Genomic DNA, 14,230 nt, shown 5'->3' on the forward strand with positions numbered 1-14,230 from the left:
TGATAATCCGGGCTGAGATAGAAGTGGAAATCACATCAACTCGATTGCATTAAGTTAACTAGATCGAACCTGCAAGCAAGTCCACCTCTTTTACCCGAACAATTCGCTCCCGATTATAGAAGAAGAGGCAATAAGTTCAATCGCAGGAGCTACTTATTGCCAGAACTGAGAATTGGTATCAGAAAAAACTCGGAGGTAATATTTCGCGAGACACTATTTTTTGCGTTTACGTCTGGTTTTGGACGGTCCACGCCCTTTGGGTGTTTTAGAGCGAGTGCCTCCTTTTTTCTTGCTACCGGATGAAGCCCCTTTAGGCCCCTTCCGACCTCGCGCATTCGGATTTTTCGGGCCTCTATTTCCATTCCTGCTCTCTTCCTTCTGACGAGGATTGCCTCCTTTGGCAGGGGCTTTGAGCTGGACTGAGGGTTCATGCGAAACTAGCTCGAGGTCGAGTTCGCGTTTCTCCAGATCGACTTTGCCGACCTGAACTCGAATGGCGTCTCCCAGACGAAAGACTTGAGCGCTGCGGCGACCGGTTAAGGTCAGTGTTTTTTCGTCGTAGTCGAAAAGTTCATGATCGGCCAGTCCTTCCAGAGGAAGAAGGCCTTCAATCGGGATATCAATTCCCTGGCAAAATACACCGAAATGTTGCACGCCCGTGATGATAGCGTCGAATTGCATTCCGATTTGAGTGGAGACGTATTGCAGCAGTTTCAGTTTAACGAGGGCCCGTTCCGCTTTTTCAGCCCGTCGTTCTGTTTCGCTGCACCGTTTACACGCTTCTTCCATGTCCTCGGGCGATTGGCGCCCTTTGCGTTTTTTGCCTTGAATCAGATCGTCGACCAGGCGGTGCACAATCAGGTCGGGGTAACGACGGATTGGACTGGTAAAGTGGCAGTAGTTCTCAAAATTGAGTGCGTAGTGCCCTTCCTCGGTGGTGGTGTATATCGCCTGCTTCATGCTCCGGAGTACAGCATAGCTGAGGGGACTTTCCAGAGGAGTGCCCCGAACCTCCGCGAGTAAGTCGCGGATGGCGTTTCGGTCCTCGGGTTGTGGTAGTGAAAACCCGAGTGCTTCGACGAAGACTTTCAGGTTTTGCATCTTGACCGCTGATGGAGTGGGGTGCACGCGTCGGGGAAACGGGATTCCTTTGGCAGACAGTGTTTCAGCGACAGCCACATTGGCTGCCAGCATGAATTCTTCAATGACCTCGTGAGACTCATCATGATGGGCCTCTTCCGCACCGGCGACTTCGCCTTCTTTATTAAAGTTGAGATGAATCTCGGGCATTTCCAGTTGCAGTGAACTATGAGCCATGCGTCGCTGACGCAGGATACGCGAGAGTTCGTACATCTTCGCCAGAAGAGTTCGAATTTCGGCGGAAACATCATTCGCATGCTTTTCCGGATCTTCCAGAATCGGCATCACATCTTCGTAAGCGAATCTCCGTTTGACATTGATCACGGCGTTGGCGAAATCCGTGTGTACTGGGATTCCGTCCGGAGTGAACTCGATAAAGACCGACTTCACATAACGATTTCGATCCGCCTGCAATGAAGCGAGTCCATTGGAGATCACCTCCGGAAGCATGGGGATGACCATTTGCGGAAGGTAGACCGAGTTCCCTCGCTGAGTCGCTTCCCGGTCGAGTGTCGATCCCGGTTTTACAAAGTGGGCGACATCAGCGATGTGAACGCCCAGGACCCAGTGGCCTGCTTCATTCTTCTTGAGCGAAATCGCGTCGTCAAAGTCACGGGCTTCTTTTGGGTCGATGGTGACGATCAATTCTTCGCGCAGGTCGAGGCGATCGCCGATAACGTCTTCGTCGAATAGTTCCGCTTCCTGACTGGCCGCCTCCAGGACAGCATCCGGAAATTCCTGTGGTAGGCCGTATTCATACATTACGAGTTGCAGATCGACGCCAGGTTCCCCGCGTGGTCCCAATACCTTGGTGATGACCGCTTCCCCTTCCGCTTGATGAGAGGGAAATCGAAGCATTTCGATAACAACGGTGTCTTCTGGCTCAACACCCTTGGCACCCGGGTCGCCGACGTAAATCCATTCGTGAAAGATGTTGCCATCGACCTGCACCCAACCGTTGTGGTTATCTTCTTTATACGTACCAACGAATGTATTCGTCGCACGGGAGATGATCCGTTGGATGCGACCGCATCGTTGTCCGCCGCGGCGTGTTCGTTTGAGAAGGACAGCAGCGACTTCGTCACCGGAGCAGGCGTCGATCAAGTCTTCTGCGGCAACAAAGATATCGTGCGTACGTCGCTCTGATGGGCTGAGATCAGGAGGAAGCTCATTCGGCATCACGAAGCCAGCACCGGAAGCAATCTTTTTCAGCTTACCGACGACTTCCTGAGAGACTGTTGATTTAAGCCGCAAGCGGTTCTTCTTGCCGACCTTGATTTCCCCGCGCTCAATTAACCGGTCGAGGGCCTGGCCGAATGCCGACCGTTCTTTCTTTTTAAGATCCAGCTTTTTCGCCAGCATCTCCTCGGTCATCGGTTTGTAATCGGACTGAGCCAGATATTGTTTGATTTGAAATATTATTTTTCCAGACATATGTTTTTTCTTTCCTACTTACTTCTATTTTTTTCTTTCATTCCCAACATCACAACAAACAACAGATGGCGAGGTTTCCCTTTCGATAAAGTGTAGCCGCTTTTCTGCCCCTGTGGGCTTGGAAATTATATATTTGATGAGCACTGGCCTCAGGCCAGTGACTGTGGCCCCTCACTGGGGGCTCTTTATTAATGCAAAGAGTGTATTCATGCGGAGAGAGTCCGCGTTGTCTTGCAGAGTGGTGCGTAAATCCCCATTTGAGGAATCGACTCAGGTGTGGGCTCTTGCGTGCAAGCCCTTGGGAATGCAAGCAGTCTCGCTATTGCCAGCTAATGAGCTGAATGTACGGATTTCTCCCGTAGGCCTTCCGCATTTTGAAATCGTCAGGACAGCAACTTGTCTCTTTGGAGCCTGAGATGAACAACCATGGAGATAATCAACCCAGCTTCGCTTGCTGAAAATCGATTGATGATGAATGCCTCTCTCGTGAATGGCGTCAGTTCGCCCCTTTGAACAATTTCCGGTCGAGACGCGGTGAGAATGGCGTCCAGTGGCTGTCCGTGTTCGGATCGTCTTCGATAGAGCGGGCGAATTCATGAACTTTCGCATCGAAGTTGTCGAGGTGATGGAGAGCAATCGCTTCGGGGGTCATCGGCAATTTGGGACTACCGTAATCGTATTGTCCATGATGGCTGAGCACGAGGTGTTTCAGACGTAGAGCCGTTTCGACGGGAAAAGGTTCGTTTGTCAGTTTTTCGACTTCGGCAACTTTCTCATTGATCATCTCCACGCCGATGACCAGATGACCAATCAGCTGACCTTCATCGGTGTAGGTGAAGGCCCCCTCGAAGGCCATCTCGCGGACTTTACCCAAGTCATGCAGGAAGACTCCGGCGAGCAGCAGGTTTGTGTCGACTTCTGGATAGAGGTCGCCAATACGCCACGCCATTTCCATCAGCCGGACGACATGCTCCAGTAAACCACCCTGATACGCGTGATGTGCTTTCACACCAGCGGGGGCACGGGAAAAGCTATCCATCAGGTCTTCGTCGATCAGAAAACATTCCATCAGGCTACGGAGTTGTGGATCATCGATACCCAGCAGACGGCTTTTCAGCTGTTCCAAAAGCTCGGAAACATTCTGCGAACTGGTCGGTTGGAAGTCTTCCGGGTCCAAGTTATCGCTCGCTACTTTAGTGATACGCGTGACAATGACCTGCAGGGAGCCTTGGTAAAGCTGCACTTTTCCCTTGATCTGCACATGATCTCCGGCAGAGATCTGCGCCATCGACTCTTCGCTCACATTCCACATTAATCCATTGATGATACCCGTTTTATCGCGCATCGTCGCTAACAGATAAAGATCGGCGTTGCGGTTCGCTCTCAGTTGTTTGTCCACCAGAAGAAAAACTTCTTCTATGGTTTCTCCGTCTTGTAAGTCTTGAACATACCGGCGGGTCATGGTCATCGAGACGCGTCTTTCTAAATCGTTCCTGGTCAAATCATGCAGAGAAAGCCGGGCCTGCGGTTATTCACACCTGAAACGCTCGACACCAACTCCCCTCCGATCATATCGGGTCAACGGCGTGCATCACAAGTTCACTGGGGAAGTAAAACGATTCATGATCGCTTTCCATCCTATCTACAAATCCCAAATGACTGATTTCATGCTCTCTTAATAGAGCGGGGGGATAGATATTTCTACTTGTTTAATACGCCTTCGCGAAGATTCCGATTTTGTCCGTCGCCTGGCCAGTGAAGATGCAGATGCCGGGATTGGCGGGGCGGTCGAGCGGAATACAGCGAGCGGTGACTTTAAGCGGTTTAAGTTTTTCTTCCATCTCAGGGCAGTCGACGAAATGACAGATGGCGAAGCCACCGTGGATTTCGGGTTCGTCTTCGTTTTTCGGAGTGAAGTAGGCGGCGAATTCTTCGAAGTCATTGAAGGCGCGGGTATTGTCCTCGCGTAGTTTCAGAGCCCGGTCGTACAGCTCCTGTTGAATTTCCTGGAGAATGTCGGCGGCGATGGAAACAAACTCTTTTCGGTCGTAACCCTGTTTTTTACCCGTGTCGCGACGTCCGACGAAGACGCCCCCCTTCTCGATGTCTTTGGGACCAACTTCCACACGAAGCGGCACGCCTCGTTTAATGTGTTGCCAGTTTTTCTCACCGCCACGGATGTCGCGGTTGTCAATTTTGACTCGAATAGGTAATCCGCCGAATTGCTGAGCTTCGAGTTCCTTCTTGAGGTTTTCGCAGTACTCCATGACGTCGGCCTCGCTCTCCAGTTTGTGGATCGGGAGCAGAATGATCTGCGCGGGAGCCAGACGCGGAGGAACGATCAAACCGTCGTCGTCGCTGTGAGTCATGATCAAGGCACCGATCAAGCGAGTCGAGACACCCCAGGAGGTCGTCCAGGCGAAACAGGTTTCGCCATTCTGGTCCTGGAACTGAATTCCTTGGGCTTTGGAGAAGTTCTGGCCAAGAAAGTGAGACGTGCCCGATTGCAGTGCTTTACGGTCCTGCATCATCGCTTCGATGGTGAGCGTGCTGACGGCGCCAGGGAACCGTTCGCCGGCCGTTTTCTCTCCCTTGATGACGGGCATCGCCATCCAGTTCTCGGCGAAGTCGGCATAGACTTCCAGCATTTTATTGGTTTCTTCCACCGCCTCTTCTTCGGTGGCGTGTGCGGTGTGCCCTTCCTGCCAGAGGAACTCGGTCGTGCGAAGGAACATCCGGGTTCGTAATTCCCAGCGGACGACGTTCGCCCATTGGTTGATTAGGATCGGCAGGTCACGGTGGGACTGCACCCATTTCGCGTACATCGCCCCAATGATCGTTTCCGAAGTCGGACGGACGATCAGCGGCTCCTCCAGTTCCCCAGCGGGGACGAGGCCCCCATCCGGTCCCGGTTCAAGCCGATGATGGGTCACCACGGCGCACTCTTTGGCGAAGCCGTCGACGTGCTCGGCTTCTTTCTCCAGGAAGCTCATCGGAATAAAGAGGGGGAAATAGGCGTTTTCATGGCCGGTATCTTTAAACATGCGGTCGAGGGCCTGTTGCATGTTCTCCCAGATTCCCCATCCCCACGGTTTGATGACCATACATCCGCGCACGGGTGAAAGATCCGCCAGGTCGGCGGCTCGAATCACCTGCTGATACCACTCCGGGTAATTTTCTTCGCGAGTCGGGCTGATTGCGGTTTTGGGTTGCTTGGCCATGGTTGGTCTTCAACTGAGAGTTTTCGGAAAGCAGGAAGTCACCCCCCTGCTCGATCATGTCGCGGGGCATTTTAGCAGACAGCTATTCACCCTAAAAGGTTCAATGCCTCTCTCGGGGGGCTGGTTTTTCGCAGAGATGAGAGATGTCCACGTTGCTAAAACAGCAGTCCTGAGATAGGCTGAATGCGAATTTTGAACCAGAATGATAGTGCCTTCAGTCCAGGACTAAAGATGTCTGAAATCTTAACTACTTCAGAGTTTTCAAGTGATCTCCAGCTTCTAAAGAGATTTCTTCCACTGAGCCGATACACGGTGCCGTTGTTTTACTCGCTGATTCTATTTCAGGTCGCTCTGGCTCTTTTACTTATACTGACCGCCTCTTTGCTTCATCTGGGGAGGGATAGAATCCAGCAGGACGAAGGTCTTTGGTTTTTATCGCTCGTCATTTTTAACTTGAACTTATTCGTGATCCTCTTTGTTTTTGCTGTTTACGGCCTGGGGATCCTGTGGGTCCATCGAGCTTCCTCGAACCTGCGATCAATCAATTCGAATTCGAGTCGCTGGTTCCCCTACGTGGCTACCTTCTGCGTGACAGTCCCCTACTTGAATATCGTGACCAGTTTCTTTTACATGACGAAGCTTTATCGATGCAGTTCTGTCGATCCCGATCTGCGGGAGAGTACATGGTGGCGAATTCCGGGAGCCGTTTTCTGGCGATGTCTCGTAGTGAATTTCTTTATGGTATCCAGCCTGGTCATCAATTCTCTTTTGGCTCGTTCTGAATTTGATCAAAGAACAATCCCCGCGATCATAGGAATAATCGGCTATTCTATTGTCACTCTTCTCGTTTGCTCTATGTCGACTTTAACATTGGTAAATCACATCTCTCGCATGCAGCAGGAGCGTTACGAAGCTTTATCTCGATCCGGTAAACCGGAATGTCTCCAGTGTGGTGGATCAGTAGCGATGGAACTCCCTCACTGCCCAGTCTGTGGCAGGTCTTCGGATCGGGGTTCTTTAACCAGATCTTAATTTGGCAACTATTGCGTTAGCATGAATTCCATACGGGCCGAATCATGAGTACCTGATCGATTAAGCAGGTTCCCGACAATCAAATATCTGATATCCTCATAATCATGCCCACATTTGACTTTTGGCGAATTAAACTGCGACCGGGGGATCGGTATCGACCGGCGAATCGACTGGCCATCGCGACGTTGCTGGCGTCCTGCGTGTTCGTGGTCGCTATGGTGGGGATCGTGGCCTTTGCGCAGTTTTTCCTGTTATTGTCCGTCGGGATGATCGAAGAACCTTCCAGTGAGTTAATTCAGCTTTTTGAGCAGAACGAGATCGTTTTCTTTGTCGGGCTGGTCGCGTTCAGTCTCTTTCTCCTGGCCAGCCATGCCGGTATGTTCCTGTCGTTTTGCATGTGGATGAGCCGGACAACACGGAATATCTTGATCATTTCCGCCAAGGATGCCCGTTTTCTGTCGTTGTGGGGGTATCAGATGGCCGGGACTCCCCTGTTGAACAATTTCGTGGCGTGGTTCTACTTTCGGGATCTCGGTAAGCATCTCATTTTGGATTCAGCGGAACCTGATACGAGATTACGAATCCTCGGTTACTTTAAAACTCGCTGTCGAATCTTGGCGCTCTCCATGTTGTGTCTGTTGACGGCGATTGCTCTGTTTCTCTGGCTGATGGATCGCGACCCCGAGAGCTTGCCCAGTCAGCTGAGCATTCTGATGGGGACGGTCTCCTTCTTTCTGATCGTCATGGCCTATTGCTGGAACAGTATGATTTTCCGAGTGAATGATCTGACGGGAGAGAAGCACGAAGAGTATTTGCGAACGGCTGCATCCCGTTGCCCGGAATGCGGCGAACCGTACCGCGAAACGGCGATCCACTGCGAAGTCTGTGGAGCGGAATTCAGCTTCTCGACCGAAGTCGATGTTTATGGAATATAAAGGGGTACCCTCTAACTCATGAATCGTCTTTCTCAATATCTATTAGCACGCTGGAAAATCATTCCCAGTCCGAAAGATCAATTTGAGCCGACGATTTCAAAAGCTCGAATTCTGGTGGTAGCCATCTCACTTTTTGCTGTGGGGCTCGGCATGTTCTATCTATTTGTTATTTGGATGATTCAAGGACGCCAAATGCTTATTTATCTTTTTGGAGAGGAGCTTTCTCTTGAGAAAGTTCAGGACCATGTGGATATTTACTTTGCCGGGATGATAACGACTTTGTTTTTGTACAAGGCAACCACTGCCTTCTTGTTATGGTGCTTAATCGAATGGGCTTTGAAACTATTCCGGAATTGGTTGATCCTGGCTCCTGATTGCAATTACAAAACACCTGCTTTGCTTCTATTTAGTTTTATATGTATTCCGGTAAGCGTTGTGTTCACGCCGTTTGTCTTTTGGGTTTTGTACATAAATTGCATACCGGATTCGTCCCCATCGTCCCAGAAGAATTTCTTCTATAGCTATGTCGGATGGCGGTGCAGTCTTTTTAGTTTGTGTTTTCTCGGATTAATTTATCTGGCCGTGGGTGGCTTTGACCGATTCGAAACAGGCCTCGATTTTTCTCCCCATTACATCTTCAGTCTCACAGGTGTGGTTGCGGTGTTACTTTTCAGTATGGCCTACTGTTGGAGTAGTATGATCCTGGAAATCAGCAGGCTTCAACACGAAAAATATAGAGAATCCTCCATGCAATCAGAGGAGAAATGCAAGTCATGCGGTGAACCTTTAACGACGGACAATTCGCCCTGTCCGATGTGCGGTCAGCGAAATACCTGACCTGTTTCGGGCCTCTTTCCGGGGGCAAATTCAAAACCGCAATTGCCCTGCTGCGGAGTTCCCCCGTAGAATGGAGAGGTCCTTTACTATATTCATTTACTCCCCCTGACCAGAATTGACTGTCCGAATTATTGGACTGGCGTCTGGCTGCTGGAGAACAGAGCGTAATGCGTTATTCCCTCCCCTTCCCCACGGACCATTTGAAGTCGCGTTTCCTTCAGCTATTTGTGGGGCTGCTGGTTGTGGCGTTTTCGATCCTGCCTGGTAAAGCGGACGAGCCCGAGAAAAAAGAGGTCGAATCGGCTGCCGATGAATACAAGTTCATGCGAGTTGAGACGAACGATCAGGATGAAGTCCTGGCGCTTCAGACGGCAATTACCCGCTACGAGTTGGACCGCCCCGGAAAATCTCCGGTTCGAGTGGATCTCATCGGTGTGATTCATATCGGAGACAAAGAGTACTACGAGAGTCTGGAACGCCAGTTCAAATTCTACGATGCCCTGCTCTATGAATTGGTGGCCCCGCCCGAAGCGCTCCGTAATGGTTTCAAACCCGATGCTCGCGAAGGAGGAAATATCGTTTCCTCAATGCAACTCATGATGAAGGATGTGTTACAGCTTGAGTTTCAGTTGGAGAATATCGACTACATGCAGAAGAACTTCGTCCATGCCGATATGTCGCCCGATCAACTGTTTAAGACGATGAAGGACAAGGGGGAGACGCCGATCAACCTGTTCCTGCGAATTGTTCAGGCGAATGCCGCCATGCAGGCTCAACCACAATCAAAGGCAGCCGAAATGGCCTTGATGATGACGGCCTTTGATGCTCCTGATGTTCGGGCACGAAAACTCAAGGCAGTCTTCGCGAAAGAATTCATCGCTAACGACACCTTCCTGAGTTCGTTCAGCGGCGAACAGGGATTCTCGCTGATTACGGATCGAAACGATGTCGCCCTGGAGGTGATGCAGAGAGAGATCGACAAGGGGTCCGAAAAGATTGGCATTTTCTACGGTGCCGGTCACATGGAAGACATGCATCAGAAGCTGATCGACAAATACAACATGAAGCCAGTGAAGACCGTCTGGCTGAATGCCTGGACCGTGCAGCAGGATAAAGTGCCACAGGAAAAAGAAACGGCAACCGAGAAAACGCCTTAATAAACAGGAGATACTTGAAGAGTTCGTCATCCTCGGTCTGGATTACAAGTAGTTTCAAAACCCTCTGCTGGGTCACATTGCCCCAGTTTTTGTAGAGTTTCAGACAGCCACAACCGGGTTTTGAAATGGCCTCTAGAGCGCATTCCAGATAACCGTAGCGTATTCTGGCGGCGTATCCTGCTGTTTTTAAAGGCTTTTCGGGACAGATAGCCGCCACACTCATCCTGGACAGGATCTAGTTTCCTTGAATGTGATCGATGATCATCTGGCGAACAGTCTTGGGGTCGGCGCCTTTCAGCTCTTTCATGACCTGACCGATCATGGGGCCAGCGGCTTGAAGTTTGCCTTCACGAATGTCGCTGGCTGCTTTTTCATTGCGGGAGACGACGGCGTTGATGACCTCGGTGATCTGGCCTGTATCCTGAACAGCTCCCAGCCCTTTTTCGTCGATGATCTGGTCGATTTTGGCAGAGGTGCATTCGGTGGCGGGGACTTCAAGCAGTTCCATGAAGACCTCTCGTGCCGACTTGATCGTCAAATCCCCTTTGATCACTTTAGCTAGCAAGGCAGCGAGAACGTCCGCTTTGATGGGAAACTCTTCGATCGATAGACCCCGGTCGTTCATCTCGCGAGTCACATCCTGAGTCACCCAATTGGCAGCCTGTTTGCCATCGTCACAACCTTTAGCGACGGTTTCGAAGTAGTCGGCGAAGGCGCCCAGCTTTTCGATGATGACATTCGCGTCGTAAGGGGTGAGGCTGTACTCTTTCAGAAATCGCTGTCGGCGGGCCGCAGGCAATTCGCAGAGGCTCGCTTGAGCGTCGTTCAGTATCTCGTCCGAAACAACAACAGGGACGAGGTCGGGATCGGGGAAGTACCGGTAGTCGGAAGCATCTTCCTTGCCCCGTTGGGCGAAGGTCGTACCGCGAACGGCGTCCCATCCACGGGTCTCTTTTTCGACTTCGCCAAGACGTTTGCCTGTCTCTTCAAACTCTTTCTGCTGACGGATGATTTCGTATTCGCACGCGAGTTCCACGTTGCGGAAGCTGTTGACGTTTTTAACTTCCACGATTGGAGTAGGGATTGTTTCGCCATCTTTGAGGACGTGCAGGTTGATGTTCGCATCGCAGCGAAGAGAACCTTCCTGCATGTTGCAGTCGGAAACTCCGATGTAGGACAGGAGCAGTTTCAGTTCTTCAAGATAAGCTCTTGCTTCAGCGGCGGAAGTAATGTCGGGTTGCGAAACGATTTCAATCAGCGGCGTTCCCGCGCGATTCAAGTCGACGTGAGAGTCCCCTCCTCCGCCCGTTTCGTCGTGCATGTTCTTACCGGCATCTTCTTCAAGATGAGCACGCAGAATGCGGATTTGTCGTGGTTCAACCGTGTCATCCGTCGTCGGGATTTCTAGCCAGCCATGCTCGCTGAATGGCATATCGTACTGGCTGATCTGATACCCTTTGGGCAGGTCGGGATAGTAGTACTGTTTGCGGTCCCACTTCGTAAACCGGGCGATCGTGCAGTTGAGCGCGATCGCAGTTTCGAGAGCCAGTCGGAAAGCCTTGCGGTTCATGACCGGCAATGTCCCTGGCAGCCCGATGGTCACGGGATCTGTCTGGACGTTGGGATTGTCCGGATTGAATTTGTTAATGCAGCCGCTGAATAACTTGGTATTCGTCAGCAATTGCACGTGTACTTCTAAGCCGATGACAACTTTGTAATCCATCCTGATTTACCCGAATCAAATTCAAACCAGATAATTGAGAAGCGAAGAGAGCCAGCGAAGTCGCGGCTAAATCTTGTCCAAGATAAGTGTGGCGGTCTTTGAACCCGTAAAAGCATTATAAAACGTGGTTTTTCGCCGCCAGAACACGCTACGGTTACACGTAAGCGTGTTCTAGTTAATTTCCGGTCGTTTCGCAGTCCAACCGGTCTCTTTTTCAAACATGCGGGCGGCCCGAAGCAGTTTTCCTTCTTCGAAAGGAGCCCCTACCAACTGCAAGCCAATGGGTAACCCCTCTTTGCTAATGCCCGCCGGAACGGAAATTCCCGGGAGCCCAGCCAGGTTGGCGCTGATCGTGTAGATGTCTTCCAGGTACATGGACATCGGATCGTTGATCATGCCGCCCAGTTTGAATGCTGTATTGGGAGACGTGGGCGAAGCGATCACGTCGACCTTCTTGAAGGCATCGTCGAAGTCATTCCGGATCAGTCGGCGAACCTTGAGCGCTTTCAAATAGTATGCGTCAATGTAACCGGCCGAGAGTGTATAAGTTCCCAGCATAATTCGACGTTTGACTTCGGTGCCGAATCCTTCTCCACGACTGCGGGAATACATTTCGACCATGTTCTCGAAGTTCTCGGTGCGGTGTCCGTAATGGATACCGTCGTATCGAGCAAGGTTACTCGAAGCTTCTGCCGGGGCGATGATGTAGTAGGCAGCGACGCAATATTTGGAATTCGGCAGGCTGATATCGATCAGTTCTGCCCCCAGTGACTCGTAGACTTTATATGCTTCCCGAACAGTTAATTCGACTTCTCCATCGAGCCCGTCTACGTAATGTTCTTTGACGATGCCGATCTTAAGTCCCTTGAGAGGTTCTTCAAGATTACTGGTGTAGCTGGGGACATCTTTAGGGACGGAGGTGGAATCGAGTTGATCGTGGCCGGAAATCGCTTCCAGCAGGAGTGCCGCTCCATGAACATCGTTGGCGAGGGGACCGACTTGATCGAGCGAGCTGGCAAAGGCGACCAGACCGTAGCGGGAAACTCGACCGTAGGTCGGTTTCATTCCGACGACACCGCAGAAGTGAGCGGGTTGACGGATGGAGCCACCTGTGTCGGAACCGAGTGACATAGGGGCGGTCATGGCGGCGACCGCAGCAGCGGAACCCCCAGATGACCCGCCTGGGGTGCACTCCAAGTTCCAGGGATTGCGTGTTTTTTTGAATGCTGAGTTTTCGGTGGAGGATCCCATGGCGAATTCGTCCATGTTGACCTTCCCGATCATGATTCCATCTGCCTCAGACAGCTTCTTAATGACTGTTGCATCGTAAGGAGGTATGAAGTTTTCCAGCATCTTGCTTGAGCAAGTCGTAGCCACCCCCTTGGTGCAAAGCACATCTTTGATCGCGATGGGCAGGCCACCCAGCGGTCCGACCGATTCTCCAGCCTGGCGGCGAGCATCGACGTCGGCAGCTTTCTTTAGCGCCGTCTCGGTATCGATCTGCACGTAAGCTTCGACTTTATCGTCGGTCTGGCTGATCTGCTCCAGATGAGCTTGCATTACCTCGACGGCGGTGGTCTCTCCCTTTTTCATGAAAGAGAGGAGCTCAGCAGCGGTTGCTCCGACGAGAGACATGGTAGTGAATTCCTTTTATGGTGACTGGTGTAACAGTTCAGGGTTCGGATCAGGATGCAGGAAGAGTCGCCTAAACGACCTTCGTCAGTCTCGTCTGTGGAGACACGGCTTCTGTAATGTCCGGAGTCGTTATCACAAGCGATTCCCAAGTGGGATTATTTGTTTTTGTCGTTTCGAAGAATTTCGGGCACGAGAAAATACTTGCCGTCGGTTTTGGGAGCATTCGACAACGCTTCTTCCCGAGACAGCGATTCGAGGACTTCATCTTCGCGGAAGACGTTATGTAATTCAATCGCGTGGGCCAACGGCTCGACATTCTCGGTGTCGACGTCCTTAAGAATCTCGAAGTAATCCAGGATCTGTCCCAGATGTTGCTGCATTTGAGCGAGTTCGTCGTCAGTGAGTGCCAACCGGGAAAGGCTGGCGACCTTTTTCACATCGTCCTGCGAAAGAGACATGGTTGCTCCAGAATCGAAGGGGCTACAACTGGGCAGCTAGAGAGGGGGAAATCGATAGTCGCCCTCTCAAAATGCCAAAGTGGAAATTATGTCGAGGCGCAGCAAACAAAGCGGAAGGAATGTCTAGGCTTTTGAACCGAGACATCTTTCCGCTTAGGCGTGTTCTTTATCCGACGTTACTTAACGGTCGGAAGTGTAAACGGCTTGCGAACAACTGCTTTTTGCACTTTGTTCGAGCGAATGCACTGAGTACAAACGCGTTTACGGGCAACGGTGCCACCATCCTGCACGCGAATACGCTGCAGATTCGGTTTGAACTGTCGTTTGGTAATACCAGTCGTTTTACGACCGTTACCGCCGAGGTATTTGGCTTTACCACGTTGTTTCACACTGTTGCCAACCTGAACCGACTTGCCGCAAACTTCACATTTCTGAGTCATCGAAGAAATCTCTTTTATTTATCTGTATGGCTACTAAATAGATGGCTGAGAGCGAATTGAAACCCTGCCGTGTCGTTGCCCGCACAAATGCAGGTAGAACTGATACTCAAACTGGCCGGTCTGCCGTGCGGATTTCCAGTAGTCGATATCCACCCTGAATTGGAGACTGGGGAAACCGTGTAAATGCAGATGCTTACAGGGGTTTTCAGGGAATCGCT

General features: G+C 51.2%; 11 protein-coding genes. 4 read left to right on the forward strand and 7 right to left on the reverse strand.

What is annotated here, in order from left to right:
* Positions 1-213 precede the first annotated feature (213 nt).
* From rnr to proS, 3 genes are all read right to left on the reverse strand, one after another.
* Entirely contained in the window at positions 214-2,574 is a 2,361-nt protein-coding gene (rnr, locus tag Pla110_RS08075) for a ribonuclease R (RefSeq protein WP_144994967.1), read from the reverse strand.
* 496 nt (positions 2,575-3,070) lie between these two features.
* A complete protein-coding gene (locus Pla110_RS08080; RefSeq protein WP_231742953.1) occupies positions 3,071-4,042 on the reverse strand; it encodes a 3'-5' exoribonuclease YhaM family protein in 972 nt (323 codons plus the stop codon).
* Between the two features lie 241 nt (positions 4,043-4,283).
* Complete coding sequence (proS, locus tag Pla110_RS08085; protein ID WP_144994969.1) at positions 4,284-5,795, reverse strand: proline--tRNA ligase; 1,512 nt, start codon at positions 5,793-5,795, stop codon at positions 4,284-4,286.
* Positions 5,796-6,026: 231 nt separating this feature from the next.
* Here proS and Pla110_RS23135 point away from each other — a divergent pair, with 231 nt between their 5' ends.
* From Pla110_RS23135 to Pla110_RS08105, 4 genes are all read left to right on the forward strand, one after another.
* Complete coding sequence (locus Pla110_RS23135; protein ID WP_197440584.1) at positions 6,027-6,827, forward strand: DUF4328 domain-containing protein; 801 nt, start codon at positions 6,027-6,029, stop codon at positions 6,825-6,827.
* 104 nt (positions 6,828-6,931) lie between these two features.
* A complete protein-coding gene (locus tag Pla110_RS08095) occupies positions 6,932-7,762 on the forward strand; it encodes a zinc ribbon domain-containing protein (RefSeq protein WP_144994973.1) in 831 nt (276 codons plus the stop codon).
* Positions 7,763-7,780: 18 nt separating this feature from the next.
* Complete coding sequence (locus tag Pla110_RS08100; RefSeq protein ID WP_144994975.1) at positions 7,781-8,599, forward strand: hypothetical protein; 819 nt, start codon at positions 7,781-7,783, stop codon at positions 8,597-8,599.
* A 167-nt stretch (positions 8,600-8,766) separates the two neighbouring features.
* Positions 8,767-9,756 (forward strand): hypothetical protein, encoded by a 990-nt coding sequence (locus tag Pla110_RS08105; RefSeq protein WP_144994977.1) that lies wholly within the window; start codon positions 8,767-8,769, stop codon positions 9,754-9,756.
* Positions 9,757-9,991: 235 nt separating this feature from the next.
* On the opposite strand, the gene gatB is transcribed toward Pla110_RS08105, so the two are convergent.
* From gatB to rpmB, 4 genes are all read right to left on the reverse strand, one after another.
* Positions 9,992-11,479, reverse strand: coding sequence for an Asp-tRNA(Asn)/Glu-tRNA(Gln) amidotransferase subunit GatB (gene gatB, locus Pla110_RS08110; protein WP_144994979.1), 1,488 nt, complete (start codon positions 11,477-11,479; stop codon positions 9,992-9,994).
* Between the two features lie 171 nt (positions 11,480-11,650).
* Complete coding sequence (gene gatA, locus Pla110_RS08115; protein ID WP_144994981.1) at positions 11,651-13,114, reverse strand: Asp-tRNA(Asn)/Glu-tRNA(Gln) amidotransferase subunit GatA; 1,464 nt, start codon at positions 13,112-13,114, stop codon at positions 11,651-11,653.
* 155 nt (positions 13,115-13,269) lie between these two features.
* Entirely contained in the window at positions 13,270-13,572 is a 303-nt protein-coding gene (gatC, locus tag Pla110_RS08120; protein WP_144994983.1) for an Asp-tRNA(Asn)/Glu-tRNA(Gln) amidotransferase subunit GatC, read from the reverse strand.
* Between the two features lie 176 nt (positions 13,573-13,748).
* Positions 13,749-14,012, reverse strand: coding sequence for a 50S ribosomal protein L28 (rpmB, locus tag Pla110_RS08125; protein ID WP_144994985.1), 264 nt, complete (start codon positions 14,010-14,012; stop codon positions 13,749-13,751).
* Positions 14,013-14,230: the final 218 nt, after the last annotated feature.

Origin of the sequence: Polystyrenella longa (assembly GCF_007750395.1) — a bacterium.
Classification (GTDB): Bacteria; Planctomycetota; Planctomycetia; order Planctomycetales; family Planctomycetaceae; genus Polystyrenella; species Polystyrenella longa.